This is a genomic window from Roseateles saccharophilus (assembly GCF_004342485.1).
In the GTDB taxonomy this organism is placed as follows: Bacteria; Pseudomonadota; Gammaproteobacteria; order Burkholderiales; family Burkholderiaceae_C; genus Pelomonas; species Pelomonas saccharophila.
The window spans coordinates 39,431-66,286 of the sequence record NZ_SMBU01000014.1 but is presented as its reverse complement, the minus strand read 5'-3'; the positions used below and the strand labels follow the sequence as shown (position 1 = coordinate 66,286).

General features: G+C 69.6%; 20 protein-coding genes. 8 read left to right on the top strand and 12 right to left on the bottom strand.

Features of this window, described 5'->3' with window-relative positions; all coding sequences use genetic code 11:
• Positions 1–56: 56 nt before the first annotated feature.
• Positions 57–1,052 carry a Cj0069 family protein gene (locus tag EV671_RS13440; protein ID WP_132572210.1) on the bottom strand — a complete coding sequence of 332 codons (996 nt, stop codon included), beginning with the start codon at positions 1,050–1,052 and terminating at the stop codon, positions 57–59.
• 84 nt (positions 1,053–1,136) lie between these two features.
• Between EV671_RS13440 and EV671_RS13435 the strand changes: the two genes are divergently transcribed.
• Positions 1,137–1,853 carry a pirin family protein gene (locus tag EV671_RS13435; protein ID WP_132572207.1) on the top strand — a complete coding sequence of 239 codons (717 nt, stop codon included), beginning with the start codon at positions 1,137–1,139 and terminating at the stop codon, positions 1,851–1,853.
• Between the two features lie 119 nt (positions 1,854–1,972).
• Here EV671_RS13435 and EV671_RS27965 read toward each other — a convergent pair whose 3' ends face one another.
• From EV671_RS27965 to EV671_RS13415, 4 genes are all read right to left on the bottom strand, one after another.
• Positions 1,973–2,374: a cupin domain-containing protein gene (locus tag EV671_RS27965; protein ID WP_132572204.1), complete on the bottom strand. Its 402-nt coding sequence runs from the start codon at positions 2,372–2,374 to the stop codon at positions 1,973–1,975.
• A gap of 645 nt (positions 2,375–3,019) precedes the next feature.
• Positions 3,020–3,286: a hypothetical protein gene (locus tag EV671_RS13425; protein WP_243655710.1), complete on the bottom strand. Its 267-nt coding sequence runs from the start codon at positions 3,284–3,286 to the stop codon at positions 3,020–3,022.
• The gene (locus EV671_RS13420) at positions 3,276–5,588 is read right to left on the bottom strand and encodes an FdhF/YdeP family oxidoreductase (RefSeq protein ID WP_132572201.1); all 2,313 of its coding nucleotides are present in this window, start codon (positions 5,586–5,588) and stop codon (positions 3,276–3,278) included. Before EV671_RS13420 ends, EV671_RS13425 begins: the two co-directional genes overlap by 11 nt.
• Before the next feature lie 267 nt (positions 5,589–5,855).
• Complete coding sequence (locus EV671_RS13415; protein WP_132572198.1) at positions 5,856–7,541, bottom strand: OFA family MFS transporter; 1,686 nt, start codon at positions 7,539–7,541, stop codon at positions 5,856–5,858.
• A gap of 215 nt (positions 7,542–7,756) precedes the next feature.
• On the opposite strand from EV671_RS13415, the gene EV671_RS13410 reads away from it, so the two are divergent.
• The 6 genes from EV671_RS13410 to EV671_RS13385 all read left to right on the top strand — a co-directional run bounded on the left by EV671_RS13410 (position 7,757) and on the right by EV671_RS13385 (position 17,128).
• Positions 7,757–9,091 (top strand): sigma-54-dependent transcriptional regulator, encoded by a 1,335-nt coding sequence (locus EV671_RS13410; RefSeq protein WP_132572195.1) that lies wholly within the window; start codon positions 7,757–7,759, stop codon positions 9,089–9,091.
• The gene (locus EV671_RS13405) at positions 9,088–10,455 is read left to right on the top strand and encodes a sensor histidine kinase (RefSeq protein ID WP_243655709.1); all 1,368 of its coding nucleotides are present in this window, start codon (positions 9,088–9,090) and stop codon (positions 10,453–10,455) included. The genes EV671_RS13410 and EV671_RS13405 overlap by 4 nt, the downstream gene beginning before the upstream one ends.
• 76 nt (positions 10,456–10,531) lie before the next feature.
• Positions 10,532–11,569, top strand: a complete 1,038-nt coding sequence (locus EV671_RS13400; RefSeq protein ID WP_207911152.1) for a serine/threonine-protein kinase — start codon at positions 10,532–10,534, stop codon at positions 11,567–11,569.
• A 742-nt stretch (positions 11,570–12,311) separates the two neighbouring features.
• Positions 12,312–14,360 (top strand): hypothetical protein, encoded by a 2,049-nt coding sequence (locus EV671_RS13395; RefSeq protein WP_165917561.1) that lies wholly within the window; start codon positions 12,312–12,314, stop codon positions 14,358–14,360.
• A gap of 210 nt (positions 14,361–14,570) precedes the next feature.
• Positions 14,571–16,637: an ATP-dependent helicase gene (locus EV671_RS13390; RefSeq protein WP_132572186.1), complete on the top strand. Its 2,067-nt coding sequence runs from the start codon at positions 14,571–14,573 to the stop codon at positions 16,635–16,637.
• Positions 16,638–16,747: 110 nt separating this feature from the next.
• Complete coding sequence (locus EV671_RS13385) at positions 16,748–17,128, top strand: hypothetical protein (RefSeq protein WP_132572183.1); 381 nt, start codon at positions 16,748–16,750, stop codon at positions 17,126–17,128.
• Positions 17,129–17,134: 6 nt separating this feature from the next.
• Here EV671_RS13385 and EV671_RS13380 read toward each other — a convergent pair whose 3' ends face one another.
• The 3 genes from EV671_RS13380 to EV671_RS13370 all read right to left on the bottom strand — a co-directional run bounded on the left by EV671_RS13380 (position 17,135) and on the right by EV671_RS13370 (position 21,515).
• Positions 17,135–19,216 (bottom strand): primosomal protein N', encoded by a 2,082-nt coding sequence (locus EV671_RS13380; protein ID WP_243655708.1) that lies wholly within the window; start codon positions 19,214–19,216, stop codon positions 17,135–17,137.
• A gap of 319 nt (positions 19,217–19,535) precedes the next feature.
• Entirely contained in the window at positions 19,536–20,615 is a 1,080-nt protein-coding gene (gene hemE / locus EV671_RS13375; protein ID WP_132572180.1) for a uroporphyrinogen decarboxylase, read from the bottom strand.
• Positions 20,616–20,654: 39 nt separating this feature from the next.
• Positions 20,655–21,515, bottom strand: coding sequence for a D-hexose-6-phosphate mutarotase (locus EV671_RS13370; RefSeq protein ID WP_132572177.1), 861 nt, complete (start codon positions 21,513–21,515; stop codon positions 20,655–20,657).
• Between the two features lie 184 nt (positions 21,516–21,699).
• On the opposite strand from EV671_RS13370, the gene EV671_RS13365 reads away from it, so the two are divergent.
• Positions 21,700–22,263 (top strand): hypothetical protein, encoded by a 564-nt coding sequence (locus EV671_RS13365; RefSeq protein ID WP_132572174.1) that lies wholly within the window; start codon positions 21,700–21,702, stop codon positions 22,261–22,263.
• A 97-nt stretch (positions 22,264–22,360) separates the two neighbouring features.
• Here EV671_RS13365 and EV671_RS13360 read toward each other — a convergent pair whose 3' ends face one another.
• From EV671_RS13360 to atpA, 4 genes are all read right to left on the bottom strand, one after another.
• Positions 22,361–22,774 (bottom strand): F0F1 ATP synthase subunit epsilon, encoded by a 414-nt coding sequence (locus tag EV671_RS13360; RefSeq protein WP_132572171.1) that lies wholly within the window; start codon positions 22,772–22,774, stop codon positions 22,361–22,363.
• Between the two features lie 70 nt (positions 22,775–22,844).
• Positions 22,845–24,257, bottom strand: a complete 1,413-nt coding sequence (gene atpD, locus EV671_RS13355; protein ID WP_132572168.1) for a F0F1 ATP synthase subunit beta — start codon at positions 24,255–24,257, stop codon at positions 22,845–22,847.
• Between the two features lie 43 nt (positions 24,258–24,300).
• Positions 24,301–25,173 (bottom strand): F0F1 ATP synthase subunit gamma, encoded by an 873-nt coding sequence (gene atpG, locus EV671_RS13350; protein WP_132572165.1) that lies wholly within the window; start codon positions 25,171–25,173, stop codon positions 24,301–24,303.
• A gap of 59 nt (positions 25,174–25,232) precedes the next feature.
• On the bottom strand, positions 25,233–26,786 hold the full coding sequence (gene atpA, locus EV671_RS13345) for a F0F1 ATP synthase subunit alpha (protein ID WP_132572162.1): 1,554 nt from the start codon (positions 26,784–26,786) through the stop codon (positions 25,233–25,235).
• Positions 26,787–26,856: the final 70 nt, after the last annotated feature.

Sequence of the window (26,856 nt, the reverse complement as noted above, 5' to 3'; positions counted from 1 at the left end):
CGGTTGAGGCGCCGTGATGATGCCGGTAGCCCGACCCGCCCGCCGGCCTGGGGTCATCACGGCCGGTGCGCAGCGGCCAGCCGCGCGACGACGGCCTGCACGAGCGGCGCGATGGCGGAGTCCGGGAAGGGGGCGACGCTGCTGACGTTGATCTCGCAGAGCACCCAGTCACCCGCGCCCGCACCGCGCAGGAAGTCGCAGTCCCACAGCATCGGCAGTTCGTGGCGCGCGAGGCCGAAGCGGCCCAGCAGCGCGGGCAGCCATTTGTCCTCGAGGCGGCGCCTGAGGGGCTGGCCCTCGGCAAGGTCGGCCGGGTGGTAGACGCGCGGCGTCGGCTCGGCGCTCGGGTGCAGCGCGACGACGCCCTGCACGCCGAAGCCGACGACGCTGTCCTGCACGAGATAGGCGCGCAGCATGCCTTCGGGCAGGCGCGCCTGCCAGGCCTGGTCGACCATATGGCCGCCGGCATCGAAATACGGCGCCATGCGCGCGACGGCCTCGGCCAGACCCACGACCTCCTCGGTACAGCCACGCTGGGCATGGCGCAGCCTCACGCGCCCGCCGCCGAGCGACTCGATGCGCCAGATGCCGATGCCGCTGTGGCCGCGCCATTGCTTCAGCACGCGGGCGCCACCGGCCAGCCGCGCCGGCAGCCCGGCGGCGAGCTGGGCCAGGCTGTCGACGCGATGGCAGTCGCTGCCCCAGCCGAGGTCGCGGGTGTCGACGAGGACGTCCTTGGTGCCCAGCTTCAGGATCACGTCCGGGTGGGTACTGACCAACACGCCCGCGGCCGCGACCTCGCGCAGCAGCGCGTCCAGCACGGCGCGCGAGCGGCCGGCCTCGATGGGGTTGACCCAGACGAGGACGGCGTCCATCGAGGCCAGGAGCGCGCGCAGCTCGGCGGCCCAGTCGTCCGCGTAGACAACGGGCTCGGCCTGCAGGCCCTGCGCCGCAAAGGCCTCGAACAGCGCGGCGAAACGGTTGTTCTGCGGCGTGGCGGCCAGGCGCTGCTCGGCGCTGCCGGGATAGACGATGGCGACTCGGTGGGCCATCGCGCAAGACTAGCAGCCTCGGGCAGGCGAGCCCGGTGCGCGCTATAAAGCCCGCTTGCAAAGCCCTTGCTGGCGCCCAAGACGATGAGCGACGTGTTTCACGACAGGCAGGCCCGCGGCTGGGCCAAGACGGGGTGGCTCCAGGCCCACTACACCTTCTCCTTCGGCTCGTTCAACGACCCGACGCGCATGGGTTTTCGCGCGCTGCGCGTGATCAACGAGGACATCGTTGCCGGTGGCTCGGGTTTTGCCGAGCATGCCCACGACCACTTCGAGATCCTGACCTTCATGTTGTCCGGGGAGCTCGAACACAAGGACTCGGCCGGCCATCACGGGCGTCTGCGCGCGGGGGATGTCCAGCTCATCAGCGCCGGCACCGGCGTCAGGCATTCGGAGCGGAACCCGGCGGCCCAGACGCCGACGCATCTGTTCCAGATCTGGCTGCACGGCAACGCGGACGACCTCCCGCCGCGATACCAGCTTCTGCAGGGAGCGCTGCTCGCCACCCATGGCCCGCGCCTGGTTGCCAGCGCGCAGGAGCAGCCTGGCGCGCTGCAGCTCCGCGCGCCGGTGAGCATCTGGGCCGTGGCCGGACAGCCGGGCGAACGCTGCAGCCACGACATCCCCAGCGACCGCTACGGCTGGCTCCAGGTGCTTGAAGGCGTCGTCCAGGTCGAGACCCCTGACGAGTCGCAGCCGCTGGAATTGCGCGGCGGCGACGGCTTGCAGTTGTCGACGGTCAAGCAGATTGCCGTCGCGCCACTCACCGAAGCACGGTGGGTGTGGTTCGATTTGGCTTAGGTCGGCTTCGGGCTGGGTGCCGCCAGTCGCAGCAGGCCTGACCGCCGGCAGCTATCGACCCGGAGCAGCCCTCGGCGCCGAACAACTGGGCGCCGCAAATCATCCACTCAACAGTTTAGTTAGGCGTCACTCGTGCCTGGTACGTCAGGATCGGAGACATAGTGGCCGGATTGATCTTTACCACGAGTCCCGACAATGAGGTACGAGCAAGGGGCGTTCGAGCGATTGGAGACCGTATGTCCGTTGGCGACGCCCGCTGGCCAGCAGGCAGAGTCCCCTGGCATCAGTGTGTGAGGGCCATCGTTTTCAGTCACGGTGACTTCGCCGCTGACAACAAAGAGAAACTCGTCGACATGTTCGTGCCAGTGCCGGATCGAGGCCTTCGCGCCCGGAAGGAGGACCTGCACTGAAGCGCCGAACTGCGTGAGAGCTCCCGCGTCCGATACGCGCGCAGTTTCTACTCGGCCCCAACCGGGCTTGGAGTTGACCTCCGTTGGGACTTGATGGCGTCTGACGATCATGATTCTTCGATTGAATTGCGAGACTGACGGCTTGGCATTGCAATTGATGCCTACCTATTGGTTTATCCGGCACGGCGTGCTGCAGAACTCCGCGTCATGCCGGTTACCTGCACTACAGCCGCAGCGCCGAGGACAGCCTGCCCGGTACCGGTAGCTAGCGGCCGGCCGCTCCTGGCCGGGCACGGTCAATCACTGGACCGTCAAGTGTGCGAGATGAAGGCGGTTATGAACAGGCCGAACATCGGCAGGAGGACGAGCACAAGAGCCGCTTTCGCACGAATGCGTTCGAAGCAAATTCCGGACAGCCATACCGAGCTCACAAGCGCTGTGACACCGGAAAACATGAAGAGTAGCGACGCTTCACGTGCCGCTTCCAGCTCAGCTCGCGAGACAAGTGGGCTTGGGTCACCGAGTTGACGCAAGACGCCCCACGCCAACAGAAACCATCCGATGAGAACCAGCACAAGCGCCAAGTTAGCCCAGCGACTGGACGTTAGTGGTGAGCTCATTAAGGTAGCCTAGCCGAAACCGGCCATTGGCGAACGGCCGGAAGTGGCCGGGAATGGCCCCTGCGAACTGTCGTCTCGGCACACGGATCCCGCTGCAAAGCGAGCATCGCCTCCACCCGGCTCGCAACGACCGCCCTCAGCCCATCGGACCGCCACCCAGGTGGCGCCGCCCAGCCTCGGTCAGGCGCGCGGTCCAGCGGCCGCCCTCGTCGACGTCCAGCACCAGCCAGCCCGGGCCGGCCGTGCCGCCCACGACGGCGTCGCTCAGCGCCGTGCAGCGCCGCAGCAGCACGCTGACACGTTCGTCCAGGCGCTTGGCCAGCCGCGTCAGCGCGACACCAACGCCCGCACCCGTGTCGAGTTCGAGCAGCAGGCGCAGCAGCGCGTCTTCATCAGCCTCCATGCCGCGCCAGCGTGACGGGGATGGACTTGGACGTCGGCGTGCGCGCGGTGACGGAGAAGCTCTGCAGCGGCACGAGAGGGTTGGTCTCGGGGTAGTAGCTGGCGAGGCAGCCGCGCGGGATGTCGTACTCGACGAGCAGGAAGCGCTCGGCGCGGCGTTGCTCCACGTCGGCACCGGTCTCGCCGACGTAGAGGCTGGTGATGTCCACCCAGTCGCCGGCCTTCAGGCCGATGTCCTTCAGGTCGGCCGCGTTGATGAAGACGACGCGGCGATGGCCGTAGACGCCGCGGTAGCGGTCGTCGTGGCCGTAGATGGTGGTGTTGTACTGGTCGTGGGAGCGCAGCGTGGTCAGCGTGAACACACGCACGTCGCGGTGGCGCTCGGCCACGCGCTCGACGGCCAGGTCGGTGGGCATGGCATGCGTGCTGAACTCGGCGCGGCCCGAGGGCGTGGCCCAGGCGCGCTCGCTGGCCGTGTTGCGCAGCCGGAAGCCCCCGGGCGCCTTGATCTTTTCGTTGAAGCCGGCGAAGTCGGGCAGCACGGCTTCAATCTTGTCGCGGATGGCGGCGTAGTCACCGGCCAGGGCCAGCCAGGGCGTGCAGCTGTTCGTCAGCGTCGCGGCGGCCATGCGGGCGACCAGCATGGGCTCGGACAGCAGGTGCTCCGAGGCCGGCGCGTTCATGCCGGCCGAGAGGTGGACCATGCTCATCGAGTCCTCCACCGTGACGCCCTGCGGGCCGGTGGCCTGCATGTCGATCTCTGTGCGGCCCAGCACCGGCAGCACCAGCGCCTTGCGGCCATGCACGACATGGCTGCGGTTGAACTTGGTCGTGATGTGCACGGTCAGCTCGCACTGGCGCAGCGCGCGCCAGGTGGCGGCCGTGTCGGGCGTGGCGGCGGCGAAGTTGCCGCCCATCGCGATGAAGACCTTGGCCGCACCGTCCAGCATGGCCTGGATGGCGCCGACGGTGTCGACCCCATGCGCACGCGGCGGCGCGAAGCCGAAGACTTCGCCCAGCTTGTCGAGGAAGGCCGGCGCGGGCTTCTCGTAGATGCCCATCGTGCGGTCGCCCTGCACATTGCTGTGGCCCCGCACCGGGCAGGCACCGGCACCCTCGCGGCCCAGGTTGCCGCGCAGCAGCAGCAGGTTGACGATCATCTGGATGGTCGCCACCGAATGCCGGTGCTGGGTGATGCCCATGCCCCAGCAAGCGATGACACGCTCGCTGCCGGCGTAGAGGTCGGCGGCCTGCTCGATCTGCTCGCGGCTCAGGCCCGAGGCGGCCACCAGCGGCTCCCAGGACTGTTCGCGCAGTTCGGCCAGGAAGCTATCGAAGCCATTGGCGTGCTCGGCGATGAAGTCCACGTCCAGCACGCGCGGCAGACCCATCGCCAAGGCCACGTCGTCCAGCTCGACGACGCGCTTGCACATGCCCTTGAGCAGCGCGAAGTCGCCGCCGACCTGCAGCTGGAAGTAGTGGCTGCTAATGGGCGCGGAGCCGAGGGTCAGCATCTCCAGCTTGTCCTGCGGGTCGGCGAAGCGCTCCAGGCCGCGTTCCTTCAGCGGGTTGAAGCTGATGATCTTCGCGCCGCGCTTGCGGGCCGCGCGCAGCTCGCCCAGCATGCGCGGGTGGTTGGTGCCGGGGTTCTGGCCGAACACGAGGATGCAGTCGGCCTGCTCGAAGTCGTGCAGCGTGACGGTGCCCTTGCCGACGCCGATGGTCGGCCGCAGGCCCGAGCCGCTGGGCTCGTGGCACATGTTCGAGCAGTCGGGGAAGTTGTTGGTGCCGTACTCGCGCACGAAGAGCTGGTACAGGAAGGCGGCCTCGTTGCTGGTGCGGCCCGAGGTGTAGAAGATGGCCTCGTTGGGGTCGGGCAGCGCGCGCAGCTGCTGCGCGATCAACGCGAAGGCGGCGTCCCAGCTGGTGCGTTGGTAGCGGTCGGTCTGCGGGTCGTAGACCAGGGGTTCGGTCAGGCGGCCGGTGGCTTCCAGCTCGTAGTCCGAGGCCTCGGCCCATTCCGCCAACGTCTTCGCGGCTATGACCTCCGGCGTCGCGCGCCGCGCAGTGGCCTCGGCGGCGACGGCCTTGGCGCCGTTCTCGCAGAACTCGAAGGTGGAGCGGTGGTCACGGTCGGGCCAGGCGCAGCCCGGGCAGTCGAAGCCGTCCGGCTGGTTGGCGTGCAGCAGGGTCTTGGCCCCCTTCACGGCCACGCCCTGCTCGTTGAGGTGGTGGGCCACGCTCTTCAACGCGCCCCAGCCGCCGGCCGGGCCGTCGTACAGCTCGATCTTCTGTTCGCTCATCGTTCGCACTTCAGTTATCCATAACGCTGCGCGCCACCCGCGGCTAATGAAACCGTGGGTATTGCGGGCCGAGCGCCGGGCCGCTCCCAAGCCGGCCCGCGTCGGCGATGCGTTCGCGGCTCAATGCCGCGAACATCGCCGCCCCCTCGGGGGGCGGACCAGGCCTGCGCGCGTTCCGCGCCGCCAGAGTGGGCCGGGGGCTTCATCTCTGGAAAAAGACCCCGCGCCCGATGAAGGCGACGGGGCCGTCAGCCTAGCAGGCCGGGGTCAGTGGAAGAACTTGCCCACGTTGATCAGGGTCTTGTAGACGCCCCAGGCCAGCGGCAGGCCGACGGCGGCCCAGGCCAGCACCAGGGTCAGCGTGGACGTGGCGGAGGCCTGGCCGCTGCCGCTGCCCACCTCGGCCGCGGCGGCGCGCTCGTGCGCCAGCCTCTTCTCGTGCGCCAGTTCCTCCTCGCTCATGAAGTGCCTGGCGTCCACCGGCCGCACCATCAGGTTGGCGACCAGGCCGACGGCCAGCATGCCGACGAGGATGTACATGGTCTGGTTGTAGACCTGTTCGCGCGGCAGACCCAGGCCGAGCTGGTAGTCGCGCATGTAGTTCACGACGACGGGGCCGAGGATGCCGGCCGTGGCCCAGGCGGTCAGCAGCCGGCCGTGGATGGCGCCCACCATCTGCGTGCCGAACAGGTCGGCGAGATAGGCCGGCACCGTCGAGAAGCCGCCGCCGTACATGCTCAGGATGATGCAGACCGCGCCGACGAAGGCCAGCTTGGAGCCCGCCGCGGCGCTGCTCGGCATGCTGGCGTAGAGCAGGCCGCCGAGCACGAAGAAGACCACATAGGTCGCCTTGCGCCCGAGCCTGTCGGACAGGCTGGCCCAGAAGAAGCGGCCGCCGATGTTGAACAGGCTCAGCAGGGCCGCGAAGCCGGCGGCGACGCCGGCGATCGCCGCGAGCTGAGCCTTGTCCAGATCGATGAAGCGGGCGGGCACGCCGATCAGCGAGCCGCCGAAGATCTCCTGCAGCATCGGGCTGGCCATGCCGATGACGCCGATGCCGGCCGACACGTTCATGCACAGCGCGATCCACACCAGCCAGAACTGCGGGATGCCCCAGACCTTCTTCACGTGCACATGGTGCTGGGTGATCATCGCGTTGGCGGCCTGCGCGGCGGGCGCGGTCCAGCCGGCGGGCTTCCAGCCGGTGGGCGGCACGCGGTAGCCGAGGGCGCCGCCCATCATGAAGACGAAATAGACGAGGGCCATCACGACGAAGGTCTGCGTGACGCCGACGCCTTCGGGCGTGGCGAACAGCTTCATCAGCTCGGCCGCCAGCGGCGAGCCGATCATCGCGCCGCCGCCGAAGCCCATGATGGCCATGCCGGTGGCCATGCCGCGCTTGTCCGGGAACCACTTGATCAGCGTGCTGACCGGGCTGATATAGCCCAGGCCCAGGCCGATGCCGCCGATGACGCCGCTGCCGAGGATCATCAGCCAGAACTGGTGCATCTGGATGCCCAGGGCCGAGACCAGCATGCCGCCGCACCAGCACAGCGCCGACACGACGCCGGCCTTGCGCGGGCCGGCGCGTTCCAGCCAGCCGCCCCAGATCGCCGCGGCGCAGCCGAGGAAGACGAAGAACAGCGTGTACATCCAGCCCAGCGTCGCGACGTTCCAGTTGCAGTCGCTCAGCGTGAACTCGGCGATGCCGGCGGCCAGGCCGCCGAGAAAGCCCGTGCCCTTGGAGCAGGCCGCGGCGCCGGGCAGCACCTTGGACAGCGGCAGCCAGAACACCGAGAAGCCATAGGCCATGCCGATGCACAGGTGGATGGCCAGCGCGGCCGGTGGCACCAGCCAGCGGTTGAAGCCCACGCCGGCGATGGTGCGTTCCTTGTCGAGCCAGCCGGCGCCGCGGCCCGGCCCGGGTACGGCGTCAATTCCCACAGACGACATTGCAAGATTCCCTTCGACGTTGTTGGCCGCGTTCGCGGCTTGGAGGCTCGCGCGCCTTCGGTCTTCGCGCGCAAGGCGGCGCAGGATACGGGTGGGCCTGTGGCGCTGCCGTCCAAAGCCGCCCAGGTAAACACCTAGAGTCGTGTGTCAGAGGTAACAGGGCGTTAAACCGCCACCGCGAACCGCGGGCCCGAACCGCCCTATCCTCCGCGGCCATGCGACGAGTTCTGATCATTGACGACCATCCCGGCGTGGGCCAGGCGCTGGAGCTGCTGCTGTCCTTGCACGACATCGGGGCCCGCGTCGCGGCCAGCCCCGCCGAGGGCCTGGCCCTGCTGGACGGGCAGGCCTTCGGCCTCGTCATCCAGGACATGAACTTCACGGCCGACACGACCTCGGGTGAGGAAGGCGAACAGCTGTTCCGCGCGATCCGCGCACGCCGCCCCGACCTGCCGGTCATCCTGCTGACGGCCTGGACGCGGCTGGACGCGGCCGTGGCCCTGGTCAAGGCCGGCGCGGCCGACTACCTTGCCAAGCCCTGGGACGACGCCAAGCTGCTGGCCACCGTGGAAAACCTGCTGGAGCTGGGCGAAGCCAACCGCGAGATCGCGCGGCTGCGCGAGGCCAGGCGCGAGCGGCGCGCGGCGCTGGCGCGGCGCCACGAACTCGCCGGCCTGGTGTTCGGCTCGGACGCGATGCTGTCGCTGCTGGAGCTGGCCGGCCAGATCGCCGCGGCGCCGGTGCCGGTGCTGATCACCGGCCCCAACGGCGCCGGCAAGGAGCGCGTCGCGGCCTTCGTGCACGCCAACTCGGCGGCCCGCACCGGCCCCTTCGTCGCGCTGAACTGCGGCGCGCTGCCGGCCGACCTGATCGAGGCCGAGCTCTTCGGCAGCGACAGCGGCGCCTACACCGGCGCGGCCAAGGCGCGCCTGGGCCGCTTCGAGGCGGCGGACGGTGGCACGCTGTTCCTCGACGAGATCGGCAACCTGCCGCTGGCCGGCCAGGTCAAGCTGCTGCGCGTGCTGGAGACCGGCCAGTTCGAGCGCCTGGGCTCGAGCAGGACGCGCCAGGTGAGCGTGCGCGTGCTCAGCGCAACGAATGCCGACCTGCGCTCGATGGTGAAGTCGGGCGCCTTCCGCGAGGACCTGTTCTACCGCCTCAACCTGATCGAGCTGAAGCTGCCCGCGCTGGCCGAGCGCCGCGACGACGTGCTGCCGCTGGCCGAGCATTTCCTGGCCGGCCGTGCGCGCCTGGGCGAGGCCGCGCGCGACGCGCTGCTGGCCCACCGCTGGCCCGGCAATGTGCGCGAGCTGAAGAACGCCGTCGAACGCGCGGCCCTGCTCGGCCAGGGCGGCGAGATCACGCCGGCCCTGCTGGGGCTGGACGAGGCCGGCGGCGGCGGCTGGCGCAACCTCGACGAGCCCAGCCGCGAGGCCGTCGTTGCGGCCCTCGATGCGGCGGGCGGCGTCGTCAGCCGCGCGGCGACCCTGCTCGGGCTGTCGCGCCAGGCGCTGTACCGGCGGCTGGAGCGTTACGGGATCGCACCGTGACGGGGCTGCCGCTGTCACTGCGCGCCCGCGCGCTGCTGGCGCTCGCGCTGGCCGCCGCCGTGCCGCCGCTGGTCGTGCTCGGCGTGCGCCGCGCGGGGCTGGAGGCCGGCACGGCCCTGGCGGCCGCCGTGCTGGTGATGCTGCCGCTGCTGGCCTGGCTGTCGGCGCTGTGGCTGGCGCCGCTGCTGCGCCTGAGCCGCGCGCTGGAGGGCGCGGTGCTGAGCTACCGCGACGGCGACTTCAGCCTCAACCTGGCCCCGGACGGACCGCGCGAGCTGGCCGTGCTGACCCGCCTGCACGCCGAGCTCGGCCTGGCCCTGCGCGAGCAGCGCCAGCACCTGGCCCAGCGCGAGCTGCTGCTGGACACCGTCGTGCAGAACACGCCGGTCGCCCTGGTGCTGACCGGGCCGGGGGGCCGCATCGCGATCGCCAACCTGGCCGCGCGCCAGCTGCTGGGCGATGGCCGCAGCCTGGCCGGGCTGGACTTCGCCGTCGTCATCGCCGGCCAGCCCGAGGCGCTGCGCGAGGCCCTGGCCGGCGAGGCCGACCGGCTCTTCGCCGTGACGCTGGAGGACGGCAGCGAGGAGACCTTCCACCACAGCACGCGGGCCTTCCGGCTGCAGGGCCAGCCGCACCGCCTGCACCTGCTGCGGCGCATGACGCGCGAGCTCTCGCGCGCCGAGGTGGCGACGTGGAAGCGCGTCATCCGCGTGCTCAGCCACGAACTGAACAACTCGCTGGCGCCGATCTCGTCGCTGGCCCACAGCGGCGCCGAGCTGGCGCGCCGCGGCGACACCGCCCGCCTGCCCGGCGTGCTGGCCAGCATCGGCGAACGTGCGGCCCATCTGCACGGCTTCCTGTCGGGCTATGCGAGCTTTGCCAAGCTGCCGGCGCCACGCCGCGAGGCAGTGGCATGGCCGGCCTTCCTGGAGCGGCTGGCGACGCTGGGCGAGTTCCGCGTCGACGGCGCACCGCCCGCCCAGCCCGGCTGGTTCGACCCGGCGCAGATCGAGCAGGTGCTGCTGAACCTGATCAAGAACGCGCACGAGTCCGGCAGCGCCACCGACCAGGTGGCCCTGCGCCTGGGCCTGCAGGGCGGCGAGCTGTGCATCGAGTTGCTGGACCGCGGCCCCGGCATGAGCGAGGCCGTGCTGGCCCAGGCCCTGCTGCCCTTCTACTCGACCAAGCGCTCCGAGCCCGGCGCGAAAACCGGCAACCCGGGCGGTACCGGCCTCGGGCTGGCGCTGGCGCGCGAGATCGCCGAGGCCCACGACGGCCGCATCGCGCTGAGCAACCGCGAGGGCGGCGGCCTGCGCGTCGCGCTCACGCTGCCGCAGCCTCGCGCGGGAGATCGCTCGCCGTGAGCGATTGCGCGGCCGCACCGGCTTTGTCAGCCCGGGGGATGGCGGGGACCTGGGGTCACCCCTAATATGCCGCGCCATGCGCATGCCCAACCTTTCCCTGCCGCCGCCTGCCGCCGCCGCGCCTCTGGACGAAGGCCAGGCCCTGGGCGTGTGGCGGCTGAAGAAGCCGCTGCCCGACGGCGAACAGGCGCATGCCGGCCAGTGGTACAGCGCCCACCACGGCCTGGCCACCGAGCAACAGGCCGCCGTGCTGGTGCTGGACCGCAGCGACCAGGGCGCCGGCGTCATGCTGCGCTATGCCGACCAGGCCGGCGACCTCGCCCAGCTGCAGCACCCCAACATCGCCGTGCCCAGCGACAGCGGCGTGACGCCCGACGCCCATCCCTACCTCATCGTCGACGGCGAGCACGGCGAACCCCTGCTGCCCCAGCTGCACAAGCTGGGCCTGCGCAAGCGCATCGAGCTGCTGGTGCAGCTCTGCGAGGCGCTGCGCTCGGCTCACCAGCAGGGCTGGCTGCTGGCCGAGCTGGACCCGGCCATGATCTGGCTCGGCCCCGAAGGCGGCGTGCGCCTGATGGGGCTGGGCATCGCCCGCATCCCGGACCCGACCGACCCCTTCGACCGCGGCCTCAGCCTCGGCGCCTCGCCCGCCTTCGTCGCGCCCGAGCGCCGCGCCGGCGAGCCGCCCAGCCTGGCCAGCGAGGTCTATGGCCTGGGCGCCTTCGCCCGCGGGCTGATCTGCGGCTGGGAGGACACGCCCAAGGGCCTGGCCCCCAGGCGGGGCAGCGCCGCCGACCCGTGGCCGCAGATGCTCGAGGAGCAGCAGATCCAGCTCGACGCGCTGCTGCGCGCCACGATGGCCGAGTCGCCCGAGCTGCGCACGCGCGGCGCCGAGAGCCTGGCCGACGAGCTGCGCGCCTGGCTGGGCCAGGGCCCGCAGCGCAGCACTGCCGAAATGGCCGCGCCGGCCGCCGAGGCCCGCCCCAGGCCAGCCTGGTGGAAGCGCTGGCTGTGGCTTGGCGCCGCCGCCGGGCTGGCCCTGCTGGCGCTGGCCGCCCGCGTCACGGAGCCGCAGACGGCGACCGCCGCGCCGCCGAGCCAGCGCAACGGCTGACCTCCGATCAGGGGATTGTTTGGGGATGCGCCGCGGCCGGCGCTCGGCAACAATGCGACCCCCACTTTCGGAGTCTCCATGGCCCGTCCGCTGCCCGGGAACCTGCTCGCCGCCCTGCCGGCCCCGTCGACCCTGCCGCGGGCCTGCCTGCGGCGCCCGCGCTGATGGCCGCCGTCGGCACCCAGCCCGCCCCGACCGGCCTGCTCGGCCTGGGTGAATTCAAGCTCAGGCTGCCCGCCACGCGCCTGCAATGGCTGGCCCTGCTGGCCGCGCTCGGGCTGGGCGCGGTCGGCGCCGAGCTGGCCCGGCACCACCCGCTGTCGGGGCCGCTGGCGCTGGCGGCCTGGGGCATGGTCGCACTGCTGGCCGCCGTGTTCTGGGTCAAGACGCCCCTGCTCGTGCTCGCGCCGCTGCCGCTGATCGGCCTGGCGCCATGGACCGGCTGGATCAGCTTCGAGGAGATGGACCTGCTCGTCACGGCCTGCGGCTGCGGCGGCTACCTCGGCTATGCGCTGCAGCTCAACGCGCGCGACCGCGCGCCGGCCTGGCGCCACGCCCTGGTCTATTCGCCGCTCGTGCTGATGCTGATCGCGGCACTGGCACTGTCGGCGGCCTGGGGCATGAAGCGCGGCTTCGCCGACGCCGGCGGCTTCGAGTTCGGCTGGTTCCAGGGCTACCACGAGCCGATGAACTCGATGCGCAACGCGAAGGCCATCTTCCTCGTGCTGAGCCTGTTGCCGCTGTGGACGGCCGCCGCCGCGGCGCGGCCGCCGCCGCGGCGCGGCCGCGCGGCTTTGCGCGCGGCCTGCTGCTGGGCCTCGTGCTGGCCCTGCTCGGCGGCGCCGCGGCCGCGCTGTGGGAGCGCATGGCCTACACCGGCCTGCTGGACTTCTCCACCGACTACCGCACGACGGCACTGTTCTGGGAGATGCATGTCGGCGGCGCGGCACTGGACGGCTTCCTCGTGCTGACCCTGCCCTTCGCGCTGCTGGCCCTGCTGCGCACGCGCTCGCCGCTTAACTTCGGCATCGGCCTCGTCATCGTGCTGCTGGCGGCCTATGCGGTGCTGACGACCTTCTCGCGCGGCGTCTACCTCGCGCTGCCGCTGGCGCTGGTGCCCATGGTGCTGCTGGCCGATGCGCAGCGCCGCCGCGCCGCGGGCTCGGTGCCGGACAGTAGCCACATCGACGGCTCGACGGGCACCGTGGACGCGCCGCTGCCGCACGCAGCCAAGCTGGGCGCCCTGGCCATGGCCGGCGCCTTCGCGCTGGCCGCGGCGCTCGTGTTCGGCGGCGGCGGCTACCGCGGGCTGGCGGCGCTGTTCGGCGTGATGGTCGTGCTGCTGACGATGCCGCCCAGCCTGTGGCGGCCCGGCCTCGGCCAGCGCCTGACCGCGCTGATCATGGGCGCCCTGCTGGCCCTTTTGCTGGCCGCGGCGAGCTGGGCGCTGTCCATGGCCGTGCCCAAGGCGGCCTATGTGCTGAACATCGTCGCCCTGGCCGTCTGCGGCCTGCTGCGCTGGCGCAACGAACCGGGCGAGGCAAGGCCGGTCTACGTGCTGCTGGTGACGACGGCCTGGTTCTGGCTGCTGTCGACGGTGGTCATCGTGGCCGACTACTGGGGCGGCACCGCGGGCCGCTGGACCGCGCTGGCCGCCGGACTGGCGCTGGCCGGCCTGTGGGCCGCGATGCTGCTGGAGCCGCGCCTGTGGCCGCTGCAGGGTGCCGGCAGCCACGGCGCGGCCGGCTGGCGCAAGCGCGCGCTGCTGGTGGCGGGCCTGGTGCTGGTGATGGCCATCGTCGCCGCGCTGGGCGGCGGCAGCTATCTGCGCGACCGCGTCGCGGCCTGGAAGGAAGACGGCCAGGCCCGCGTGACGCACTGGCGCGAGAGCCTGCACCTGCTGCACGGCGGCCGGCAGTGGCTGCTCGGCAAGGGCTCGGGCCGCTTCGTCGCGAGCTATTTCTACGACGGGCCGGCCTCCGCCCAGATAGGCGACTACCGGCTGCGCCACGACGCCGACGAGTCCTACCTGGCGCTGGCGGCGGGCAAGCACATCCTCGGCCGCGGCGAGCAGTTCCGCATCAGCCAGCGCATCGCCGCGCCGGCCCCCGGGCCGGTCACGATCCACCTCGTCAGCCGCACTGCGGCCGATGCCAATCTCGCGTTCGAGATCTGCGAGAGGAACCTGATCTATCCGGACCAGTGCAGCAGCGCCGAGGTGACGCTGAAGCCGCCACAGGCTGCGGCGGAGGGCGGCGCGGCCAGGGGCACCGGCCCATGGCAGAGCCGCGACGTCAAGCTCGGCCCGGTGCCGGCCCTGGGCGGCGACTGGTGGGCGCCGCGCTTCGTGACCTTCTCGATGGCCCTGGACACGCGCGGCGCCCGCGTCGACATCGACCGCATCGCGATGCAGGACGCGCAAGGCCGGCAGTTGCTCGCCAACGGCGACTTCAACCGCGAGATGGCCCGCTGGTTCTTCTCCAGTGACCGCAACCACCTGCCCTGGCACACCAAGAACGCGGCGCTGCATGTGCTGTTCGAGCAGGGCTTGGCGGGCCTCGCGCTGCTGACCGGGGCCTGGCTGCTGGCACTGCTGCGCCTGTCCTTCGGCCATGGCCGCGACCATCCGCTGGCGCCGGCCTTCGTCGCGGCGCTGATCGGCTTCGCCGTGGTCGGTGCCTTCGACAGCCTGCTGGACACGCCGCGCATCGGCTTCATGTTCTTCACGCTGCTGCTGCTGGGCCTAGGCCTGAGGGCTCTGCCCGGGGAAGGCGTGGCCCGAGTGGCATGATTGGCGCCCCTCGTCCAAGGCCTGCCTTGGCCGGGACCGCGCCGCGTGCCGCAGCGCTTCGGCAGGCACGGGCCGCCCACCGGGCGCCCCGTGTCCGGCCTCATCCCCCGAGGGGACGGCGATGCTCGCGGCATTGAGCCGCTCGCACATCGCCAGTGCGGGCCGGCTTGGGAGCGGCCCGGCGCTCGGCCCGCGCAGTTCCATTTGTCCATGTCTTCCGCCGCCTCACCGTCCGCCGGCCTCAACCCGGCCCAGCTCGAAGCCGTCTACCACCTGACGGGGCCCTGCCTCGTCATCGCCGGCGCGGGCTCGGGCAAGACGCGCGTCATCACGACCAAGATCGCCCAGCTGCTGGTGTCCGGCTACCGGCCCGGCCAGATCGCGGCCATCACCTTCACGAACAAGGCCGCGCAGGAGATGCGTGAGCGCGCCAAGGCGCTGGTGGGCAACAAGGCGGCCAAGGACCTGGCAATCTCGACCTTCCACTCCCTGGGCGTGCGCCTGCTGCGCGAGGAGGGCAGGCGCCTCGGGCTGAAGGAGCAGTTCTCCATCCTCGACAGCGACGACGTGCTCAATGTGCTGAAGGACGCCGGCAGCACGACCGACATCAACCAGGCGCGGCGCTGGCAATGGACCATCTCGCTGTGGAAGAACCAGGGCCTGGGGCCGGCCCAGGCCGCGCAGGTCGCCGCGGACGACGACGAGCGCGCCGCCGCCGCCGTCATGGTGCGCTACCAGGAGCGCCTGGCCGCCTACCAGGCCGTGGACTTCGACGACCTCATCACGCTGCCGCTGAAGCTGCTGACCACCGACGCCGAGGCGCGCGAGAAGTGGCAGAACAAGCTGCGCTATGTGCTGGTGGACGAATACCAGGACACCAATGCCGTGCAGTACGAGCTGCTGAAGGCGCTGGTGGGCGAGCGCGGCATGTTCACGGCCGTGGGCGATGACGACCAGAGCATCTACGGCTGGCGCGGCGCCACCATCGAGAACCTGAAGCGCCTGCCGACCGACTATCCGGCCCTCAAGGTCATCCCGCTGGAGCAGAACTACCGCTCCACCGGCGCCATCCTGCGCGCGGCCAACAACGTCATCGCCGGCAACCCCAAGCTGTTCGAGAAGAAGCTGTGGAGCGAGTACGGCGACGGCGAGCCCATCGCGCTGCTGGAGGCCGACGGCGAGGAGCACGAGGCCGAGCGCGCCGTGGCCCGCATCCAGCAGCTGCGCGCCGACGGCAAGGGCCCGGCCTTCAAGGACTTCGCCATCCTCTACCGCGCCAACCACCAGGCGCGCGTGTTCGAGCAGGCGCTGCGGCGCGCGCAGATCCCCTACAAGGTCTCGGGCGGCCAGAGCTTCTTCGACAAGGCCGAGATCAAGGACCTGTGCGCCTGGCTGCGCCTCCTGGTGAACCAGGACGACGACCCCGCCTTCCTGCGTGCCGTGACGACGCCCAAGCGCGGCATCGGCCACACGACGCTGGGCGCCCTGGGTACCTTCTCGGCGCAGTGGAAGTGCAGCATGTTCGAGGCCCTGTTCTCCGAGAGCCTGGCCACCGCGGTGACCAAGCGCGGCCTGGACAGCCTGCACGAGTTCGGCCGCTATGTGAACGAGCTGCAGTACAAGGCCCGGCACACCGAGGGCCACACCGCCGCGCACGCGATGCTGACCGAGTGGCTGAAGGACATCGCCTACGAGGCCCACCTGATCGACAGCGAGGAGAACGAGAAGGTGGCCCAGGCCCGCTGGGGCAATGTGCTGGACTTCGTCGACTGGGTGGCCAAGCGCTGCGGCGGCCAGCACAGCGAGGAAGGTGGCGTCAGCTTCACCGAGCCCAAGCAGAGTGTGCTGGACGTGGCCCAGACCATCTCCGTCATCCTGTCGCTGGCCGAGCGCGGCGAGGAGCAGGACCAGGTCACGCTGACCACCCTGCACGCCTCCAAGGGGCTGGAGTGGCCGCATGTCGTGCTGGCCGGCGTCAACGAAGGGCTGCTGCCCTTCAGGCGCGAGGAGGCCGAGCTGACGCCCGAGGCGCTGCAGGAGGAACGCCGGCTGATGTATGTGGGCATCACCCGCGCGCGCACGACGCTGGCCGTCTCGACGTTGCGCCGGCGCAAAAAAGGCCGCGACACCGTCGTGGGCATTCCGAGCCGCTTCTTGGCCGAGATGAAGCTGGGCGAAGGGGGCAGCCGCGAAGATCCCAGGGAAAAGCTCAAGCGCATGCGCGATGAACTGGCCGCCAAGGCCGCCGCGCGCGCCGAGCTACCAAATCAAGGCTGAATCGCTCATTCGCGGGGGTCCCCCTCAAGCGCGTGAAGTCTTCACATCCCAGCCGCGCTAGGCTGCGAACAATGCGATCCAGCCCCTTCTTTTCACGGTGAGCCCGCATCATGAAAGCCCTGGTCCTTGCTGCTGCCCTCGCTGCCCTGAGTGCCACCGCGCTGGCCGGCGCCACGCGTGAGCCCCATCCGCAAGCCGTGACCGACACCGCAACCGCCGCCCTGATCGCCGATGCCGGCCGCCTCGGTTCGGCCAGCCTGACGGCGTTGAACGGCAGTGGCCGCTGGGCGCCCGCCCAACCCGGAAGCACGGCCGACAACAACGATTTCGGCGCCCTCGCCACACAGCTCGATGGTGGCACGCTGCTGATCGCCTTGGTCGCCCTGGCGCTGGGCCTGTCCCGCCCGCTGAGCCGCGCACTGCGCCGCCAGGAACAGCAGCGCCGCGCTACCGCGCTGGCCAGCACATTGGGCCACGCGCCGCACGGCTGACAGCGCTCAGATCGCCAACGGGTCCACGTCCACGGCCCAGCGCAGCACGGCCTTGTGCTGGCGTTTGAGCTCGATCAGCGTCGGCACCCAGTCGCGCAGAAAGGCCTGCAGCCGCGCGCGCTGGCCGGCCTCCACCAGCATCTGCATGCGCTCCACATCGGCCACGCGCGCGACCGCGTGCGGCACCGGCGGATAGACCAGCACCTGCCCGTCCTGCAGCAGCCCGGCCGCCGCATCCAGGAAGGCCTTGGCCGCCTCTGCCGTGCGCGCCTCGGCCCGCAGCAGCGCAAGGTGGGAGAACGGCGGCAGGCTGGCCGAGCGGCGCTCGGCGAGCTGGTCGGCGGCGAAGCGGACGTAGTCATGCCGAGCCAGCGCCTGGTAGAGGGGATGATCGCGATGCCAGGTCTGCACCCACATTTCGCTGGGCGATTCGCCTCCAGCGTCGCGTTCGGCATCGCGCCCCGCCCGCCCGCCCGCCTGCATCAGCAGCGCGAACAGGCGCTCCGGCGCGCGGAAGTCGCTGCTGAAGAGGGCGCCATCGGGGTTGACGGCCGCGACGAAGCGGATGCGCCGGAAGTCGTGGCCCTTGGTGACCATCTGGGTGCCGACGAGGATGTCGACCTCGCCGTCATGCACCGCCTTCAGCTGGGCCTCCAGCTCGCCCTTGCGGCGCGTGGAGTCGGCGTCGATGCGTAGCACGCGTGCACCGGGCAGGGCCTCGGCAAGCTGCTCCTCCAGCCGCTCGGTGCCGCGACCGATGGGCGCGATGTCGTGGTTGCCGCAGTTGGGGCAGGCCCGCGGCACGCGCTCGGTGAAGCCGCAGTGGTGGCAGCGCAGCGTGCGGTCGCGCTTGTGGAAGACACGCCAGGCGCTGCAGTGCGGGCAGTCGCTCTTCCACTGGCATTCGCCGCAATGCAGCACCGGTGCATAGCCGCGGCGGTTCAGGAACACCAGGCTCTGCTCGCCGCGCTCCAGACGCGACTTCAGCTCGGCCAGCAGCGGCGCGGTCAGCGCGGTGGTCACGCCAGCGCTGGCGGGCAGCGCCTTCATGTCGAACAGCCTGACCCGGGGCAACGCGCCGCCACCGATGCGGGCGGACAGGGTCAGGCGCTCATAACGCCCCGACTCGGCGTGCTGCCAGCTTTCCAGCGACGGCGTGGCCGAACCGAGCACGACCGGAATCTTCAGGTCGTGAGCGCGCCAGACGGCCAGGTCGCGCGCCGAGTAGCGGGCGCCGTCCTGCTGCTTGTAGGACGGGTCGTGCTCCTCGTCGACGACGATCAGGCCGAGTTGGGGCAGGGATGCGAACACGGCCAGCCGCGTGCCGAGCACGAGACGCGCGCGGCCGAGGTGCGCGGCCAGCCAGTTCTGCAGGCGCTGTGCCGGCGTCAGCGCGCTGTGCAGGGACACGATGGCCAGCGGCTCGGGCAGCAGAGCCGCGAAGCGCTCCGTGAAGCGGGCTTCGAGCTGGGGCGTCAGGTTGATCTCGGGCACCAGCACCAGCACCTGCCGGCCCGCCGCCAACGCCGCCTCGGCCGCACGCAGATAGACCTCGGTCTTGCCGCTGCCGGTCACGCCGAACAGCAGCACGGGCCTGTTGGCCGCAGCGCCCGTGATCCCTGCCTCGATGCGCGCGACCGCGTCGGCCTGCTCGGGCGCCAGCGCCGGCTTGACCGGCGCCGCGGCCTCCACGGCCTTGGCCGCCTTGCGCTCCAGCTTGCGCAGCCGGGCGGCCAGTTGATCCGGCGACAGTTCCCGTAGTTGCGGCGGCAGCACGGCGCTGGCCAGTTCGCCGACGCTGCGCTGGTAGTAGCCGGCGGCGAAGTCCAGCAGGCGGCACCAGGCGGCGTGCAGCGGCGCCAGCGCGTCGAAGACGGCCGTGACGGGCCGCAGCGTCAGCGCCTGATCCGGCTCGACGGCGCCTGGCCAGACGACGCCCAGCAATTCCCGCTTGCCCAGCGGCACACGCACCAGCGAGCCGGGTGCGAGCGCCTGCTCACTCGCATAGTCAAGCGGGCCATTCAGGCCACTGTGTTGGGGGGCGTCGACAGCGACGCGCACCGCTGCCCTTGCCTGGATTTCAGGCACGCGCAGCTCCGCGCGTTTTGTGAAGCGACGACTCAGGAAGCGGCTGCAAGCTCATGATTTGCAAGGGCTCTCGGGTTGCCCACAATTTCTGTGGATAAGTTTGTGAGCAAATCGCCCCGCCGGCCGCCGATGCCCGCTGCCGGTGCATCGGGCGAGGTTTCGTGCGCTCCGGCGGCCTTGTGCGACGCACCTTGAAAATCAAGCACTTAGCGAAAATTCGGGAAAACTCTTAGGTGCGCCGCACCAATCAACATGCGTTCTGCACACACCCTGTTTTTTGGGGATAAGTCATCGGGCAAGTGCAGATTTGACGGCCTGCTCAGGCCGCCGCACGCTGCCGGCGCGAGTAGCCGTGCACCTCGTCCACCAGGGCCGTCACGCTCTCGGGCGGCGTGAACTGGCTGATGCCGTGGCCGAGGTTGAAGACATGCCCGCTGCCGGCCGCCGGCTTGCCGAAACTGTCCAGCACGGCACGCGCCTGGGCGCGCACGGCCTCGGGCGGCGCGAAGAGCACGTTCGGGTCCAGGTTGCCCTGCAGCGCAACGCGGTCGCCCACGCGGGCGCGGGCCTGACCGAGGTTCATGGTCCAGTCCAGGCCGACCACATCGGCGCCGGCATCGGCGATCTCGTCCAGCCACAGGCCGCCACCCTTGGTGAACAGGATGCGCGGGATGCGCTGGCCCGCGTGCTCGGTCTTCACGGCCTTCAGCACCTGGCGCGAATAGGCCAGGCTGAACTGCTGGAAGGCACCGTCGGCGAGCACGCCGCCCCAGGAGTCGAACAGCATGACGGCCTGGGCGCCGGCCTCGATCTGCGCATTCAGATAGGCCGCGACGGCTCGCGCGTTCACGTCCAGGATGCGATGCATCAGGTCGGGCCGCGAGTACATCAGGCTCTTCACGAGCCGGTAGTCGTCGGAGCCGCCGCCTTCGACCATGTAGCAGGCCAGCGTCCACGGGCTGCCCGAGAAGCCGATCAGCGGCACGCGGCCGTTCAGCGCGCGGCGGATGGAGGTGACGGCGTCGAAGACGTAGCGCAGCTTGTCCAGGTCCGGCACCTCGAGTGCCGCCACGGCGGCCTCGTCGCGCACGACCTTCTCGAACTTCGGCCCCTCGCCCTGCTGGAAGGACAGGCCCAGGCCCATCGCGTCGGGCACGGTCAGGATGTCGCTGAACAGGATGGCCGCGTCCAGCGGGAAGCGCTCCAGCGGCTGCAGCGTCACCTCGGTCGCATAGTCGGTGTTGGTGGCCAGGCCCATGAAGCTGCCTGCCTTCGCGCGCGTGGCGCGGTACTCCGGCAGATAGCGGCCGGCCTGGCGCATCAGCCAGACGGGCGTGTGGTCGGTAGGCAGGCGCAGACAGGCGCGCAGGAAGCTGTCGTTTTGCAGGGGGGCGAACATCGCCGGATTATCGGCGCCGCCCCCACGCCCGCCTCTGATTCAGAGCAAGGCCAGGCTTTGTCGACCCACCCAGCTTTCGCCGGCTTGCAGCTCGATCGGGCGGCCGATGCTCGCCGCCTCCACGCAGAGCATCTCGCTCCAGCCCTCGGGCGGCATGTCCGCCAATTTGGCGCAGCGCTCGGGGCCGGGGTTCCAGAGCACCGCATCCTCGAAGCCCAGTTGGCGGATGACGACCTGGCGGCGGTCCTCGGCCAGCAGCAGGGGGCGCTCCTTCACGCCGAAATAGATGCGGTCCAGGTCGAGCACGCCCTTCTCGCCGGTCAGCAGCAGGTCCATGCGCTGCAGCGCCTCGGCCTGCTTGACGCTGTCGAAATAGCGCAGACCGGACAGGCCCTCGACGCTGACCGCGTCCAGGTCGGCCACGCGCAGATAGGTGTGCAGGGCCGTCGTGAACTGGAAGCGGGTCTCGCCGGTGTTCTCGCAGGCCAGCTCGATGTCCAGTTCGCGCCCACCGATGCGAACGCTCAGCTCCAGCTCGAAGGCATGCGGCCAGATCGCCCGCGTCGCGTCGCTGTCGCGCAGGCGCAGCACCGCGAGCGCATCGCCCTTGCCCTGCTCGCTGCTCACGAGCTCCCAAGGCAGCGTGCGCGCAAAGCCATGCCTGGGCAACGTGCCGCGGTCCGAGAACTGCGGAAAGATCACCGGCACGCCGCCACGGATGGCCTTGCCAGGCGCGAACTCACTGCGCGGCGACAGGTAGAGCTGCTCGGCGGCGCCGGCGGGCTTCCAGGACAGCAGATGGCCGCCGTGAAGCGAGATGGCGGCGGCGGCGCCATCGGGCGCGATGAGTTCGACGACATCGGTGCCTTGCGGGCGTGCGGGTGAAGTGGTTGCTGTCATTGCGACGATTTAGACATAAAGGATTCTATGGATGCGCGTGGCGGGCATCATCCCTGCCGACCCAGCCGGACGCTGTGGTTCTTACAGGTTTTCCGCATGCTTCCAGTTACTTCCAGTTGCTATCCTGCCGCGCCCGCTGCATGCGAGCGGCTTCAACTGAAAGCAAATAATCAAGGGAGTTCCTATGCGACTGATCATCTACGCGGCCTTGGTCGCCGTTTCACTACAACTCGTCGGCTGCGCCTCGGTGTCGAACGGAACCACTGGCTCCATGCGCGTTGAGACGGTCTCGGCGGCCGGACAGGCCGTAGAAGGCGCAACCTGCAATTTGACCAACGATTCCGGCACCGTTTCGGTCACAACCCCGGGCAGCGTCCTCGTGCATCGGTCCAGCTCGGATCTGCACGTTGAATGCAAGAAGGTCGGCGAGCCCAGTGCCGCCGGAACCGTGACCTCGCGTGTCGCGGGCAGCCTCTTCGGCAACATCTTGATCGGCGGTGGCATCGGCGCGATCGTGGATCATTCGAACGGCTCGGCTTACAACTATCCGGAGTGGATCCGCTTGGTGATGGGTGACAGCGAGGCGGTTTTTGATCGTAAGGACTTCGTTGCTGGGGCGCCCACTCTGTCCCGCAAGCCGCCGACCGGGGCAGAACGCAAGGAAGCCGTAGCACCTGTGCCGGCCGAAGTGCCGGCGATCAATAGCGTGCCGACCGAAGGGAAGAAGGCTGCGACGCCAACCTCCTGAAATCTAGTCGGGTGCACAAATGAGAAAGCCCATCGACCGAGAGTCGATGGGCTTTTCTGTCAGTGGACACGGCGGCTCACGCCGCGGGCGCCACATCTCACTTCTTCAGGAACTTGCGCAGCGCGGCGATCTGGGCCGCCTGGATGGCGAGTTCGCTCTGCGCCTTGGCGAGGTCGATCTCGCTCTTGGCGTTCTTCAGCGCTTCCTCGGCCAGCTTCCTGGCCTCGGTGGCCTTGGCCTCGTCGAGGTCCTTGCCGCGGATGGCGGTGTCGGCCAGCACGGTCACGCGGTGCGGCTGCACCTCGAGAATGCCGCCGGCGACGAAGACGAATTCTTCGCTGCCATCGGTGCGCTCGATGCGCACGGCGCCCGGCTTGATGCGGGTGATCAGCGGCGTGTGCTTGGGCAGGATGCCCAGCTCGCCACTCTCGCCCGGCAGGGCGACGAACTTGGCCTCGCCGGAGAAGATCTGCTCTTCGGCGGAGACCACGTCGACGTGGAGGGTTGCCATGTTCGTTCTTCCTTAGATAACCATTGAGAAGGTCTTGCGAGAGAAGGGGCGACCGGGCGCCCCATCAGGCTCACTGGATCTTCTTGGCTTTCTCGAAAGCTTCGTCGATGGTGCCGACCATGTAGAAGGCCTGCTCCGGCAGTGCGTCGCACTCGCCGTTGACGATCATCTTGAAGCCGCGGATGGTTTCCTTCAGCGGTACGTACTTGCCCGGCGTGCCCGTGAACACTTCGGCGACGTGGAAGGGCTGCGACAGGAAGCGCTGGATCTTGCGGGCGCGGGCCACGGCCAGCTTGTCTTCCGGCGACAGTTCGTCCATGCCCAGGATGGCGATGATGTCGCGCAGTTCCTTGTAGCGCTGCAGCACGGCCTGCACGGAGCGGGTCGTGTTGTAGTGCTCTTCGCCGACGACGTTGGGGTCGATCTGGCGGCTGGTCGAGTCCAGCGGGTCCACGGCGGGGTAGATGCCCAGCGAGGCAATGTCACGCGACAGCACGACGGTGGCGTCCAGGTGGGCGAAGGTCGTGGCGGGGGACGGGTCGGTCAGGTCGTCCGCGGGGACGTAGACGGCCTGGATGGACGTGATCGAGCCGACCTTGGTCGACGTGATGCGCTCCTGCAGGCGGCCCATTTCCTCGGCCAGCGTCGGCTGGTAGCCCACAGCGGAAGGCATGCGGCCCAGCAGCGCGGAGACTTCCGTGCCGGCCAGCGTGTAGCGGTAGATGTTGTCCACGAAGAACAGCACGTCCTTGCCTTCGTCGCGGAAGGACTCGGCGATGGTCAGGCCGGTCAGGGCCACGCGCAGACGGTTGCCCGGGGGCTCGTTCATCTGGCCGTAGACCATGGCGACCTTGGACTCGGACAGGTTCTCCTGCACGACGACGTTGGAGTCCGACATCTCGTGATAGAAGTCGTTGCCCTCACGGGTGCGCTCACCCACGCCGGCGAACACGGACAGACCGCTGTGCGCCTTCGCGATGTTGTTGATGAGCTCCATCATGTTGACGGTCTTGCCGACGCCGGCGCCGCCGAACAGGCCCACCTTGCCGCCCTTGGCGAACGGGCAGATCAGGTCGATCACCTTGATGCCGGTTTCCAGCAGGTCCTGCGACGGGCTCAGCTCGTCGTAGGCCGGCGCGGCGCGGTGGATGGAGGCGGTCAGCTCGGAGGAGACCGGGCCGCGCTCGTCGATGGGGTTGCCCAGCACGTCCATGATGCGGCCGAGGGTGGCCTTGCCGACCGGCACCTTGATGGTGTCGCCGGTGTTGTAGACCTGGGTGCCGCGGCGCAGGCCGTCGGACGAGCCGAGGGCGATGGTGCGGACCACGCCGTCGCCCAGCTGCTGCTGGACTTCCAGCGTCAGCGCCGAGCCTTCCATCTTCAGGGCGTCGTAGACCTTGGGCATCCGGTCGCGCGGGAATTCCACGTCCACGACGGCGCCGATGCACTGAACGATCTTGCCTTGGGCTTGAGTGTTAGCCATTTGTGCGTTCCTTCAATTCAATTCTTTGCGTGCCGAAACCAGATCAACCCACAGCGGCGGCGCCGCTGACGATCTCGGAGAGTTCCTTCGTGATCGCGGCCTGACGGGTCTTGTTGTAGACCAGCTTGAGCTCGCCGATCAGCGTGCCGGCGTTGTCGGTCGCGGCCTTCATGGCCACCATGCGGGCGGACTGCTCGCTGGCCATGTTCTCGGCGACGGCCTGGAAGACCAGGGCCTCCGAGTAGCGCACCAGCAGCTCGTCGATGACGGTGGCGGCGTCGGGCTCGTAGATGTAGTCCCACGAGTGGGCCGGCTTCTCGGTCGCCAGGTCGGCAGCCTTCAACGGCAGCAGCTGGTGCACCTTGACCTCTTGCTTCATCGTGTTGATGAACTGCGTGTAGCAGAGGTAGACGGCGGAGAGCTTGCCGGCGGCATAGGCGTCGAGCAGCACCTTGACGGGGCCGATCAGGGCCTCGATGTGGGGCTGGTCGCCGAGCTGCGTGGCATGGGCCACGACCTTGGCACCGATGCGGTTCATGAAGCCCAGGCCCTTGCCGCCGATGGCGACGACCTCGGCCGTCTGGCCGGCGGTTTCCACTTCCCTGAGCTTGGCCGTGGCCGCGCGCAGCAGGTTGGTGTTCAGGCCGCCGCACAGGCCCTTGTCCGTCGTGACGACGACCATGCCGACCGTCTTCGCGTCCTCGTTCTTCACGAGGAAGGGATGGCGGTACTCCGGGTTGGCCTTGGCCAGTTCGGCGGCAATGTTGCCGATCTTCTCGGCGTAGGGGCGGGCCGAGCGCATCCGTTCCTGCGCCTTGCGCATCTTGGACGCGGCGACCATCTCCATCGCCTTGGTGATCTTCTTGGTGTTCTCGACCGACTTGATCTTGCCGCGGATTTCTTTGCTTGAAGCCATTCGAACTCCTAGTCAGTGCGGGGCCGGGCTTTGAGGCGCGGCTCCGCGTGTTCCGTGGCTTAGGCGAAGGACTTCTTGAAGGAAGTGATCGCGGCGTTCAGCTCGGCCTCGGCATCCTTGTCCATCGCCTTGTCGTTCTCCAGCTTGGCGAGGAGAGCGGCGTGGCTGGTCTTCAGGTACTGGTGCAGGCCGTGCTCGAAGGACAGGACCTTCTTCACTTCGATGCTGTCCATGAAGCCCTTGTTGGCGGCGTACAGCGACGCGGCCATCAGCGAGATGGGCAGCGGCGAGTACTGGGCCTGCTTCAGCAGTTCCGTCACACGGGCACCGCGGTCCAGCTGCTTGCGGGTGGCTTCGTCCAGGTCGGAGGCGAACTGCGCGAACGCGGCCAGCTCACGGTACTGGGCCAGGTCGGTACGGATACCGCCGGACAGCGCCTTGATCAGCTTGGTCTGGGCGGCACCACCGACGCGCGACACCGAGATACCGGCGTTGATGGCGGGGCGGATACCGGCGTTGAACAGGTTGGTTTCCAGGAAGATCTGGCCGTCGGTGATCGAGATCACATTGGTCGGCACGAAGGCGGACACGTCGCCGGCCTGGGTCTCGATGATCGGCAGGGCCGTCAGCGAACCGGTCTTGCCCTTGACCTCACCCTTGGTGAAGGCTTCGACGTAGTCGGCGTTCACGCGGGCGGCACGCTCCAGCAGGCGGCTGTGGAGATAGAACACGTCGCCGGGGAAGGCTTCGCGGCCCGGCGGGCGGCGCAGCAGCAGCGAGACCTGGCGGTAGGCGACGGCCTGCTTGGACAGGTCGTCATAGACGATCAGCGCGTCCTGGCCGCGGTCGCGGAAGTACTCGCCCATCGTGCAGCCGGAGTAGGCCGACACGTACTGCATGGCGGCGGATTCCGAAGCCGAGGCGGCGACGACGATGGTGTAGTCCATCGCGCCGGCCTGCTCCAGCGAACGCACCACGTTCTTGATCGACGACGCCTTCTGGCCGATGGCGACGTAGACGCAGGTCATGTTCTGACCCTTCTGGTTGATGATCGCGTCGATGGCGACGGCGGTCTTGCCCGTCTGGCGGTCACCGATGATCAGCTCGCGCTGGCCGCGGCCGACCGGCACCATGGAGTCAATGGACTTCAGGCCGGTCTGCACGGGCTGGTCGACCGACTTGCGGGCGATCACGCCCGGGGCGACCTTCTCGATGACGTCGGTCATCTTGGCGTTGATCGGGCCCTTGCCGTCGATGGGCTGGCCCAGCGCGTTCACGACGCGGCCGATCAGCTCGGGGCCGACGGGCACTTCCAGGATGCGGCCCGTGCACTTCACGGTGTCGCCTTCCGAGACGTGCTCGTAGGCACCCAGAATCACGGCGCCGACGGAGTCGCGCTCGAGGTTCAGGGCCAGACCGAAGGTCTGCGTGCCGTCGGCGGCCGGCGGGAACTCGAGCATTTCGCCCTGCATCACATCGGACAGGCCGTGGACGCGGACGATGCCGTCGGAAACGGACACGACGGTGCCCTGGTTGCGGATGTCCGTGCTGCCACCAAGACCCTCGATGCGGCTCTTGATCAGTTCGGAAATTTCAGCGGGATTCAGTTGCATGCTTGGTCTCCCAGTTGGCCGTTCCGTCGCCGGATCAAGGGCGGGGTCAGACGCGGGGTGAATCGTGGAA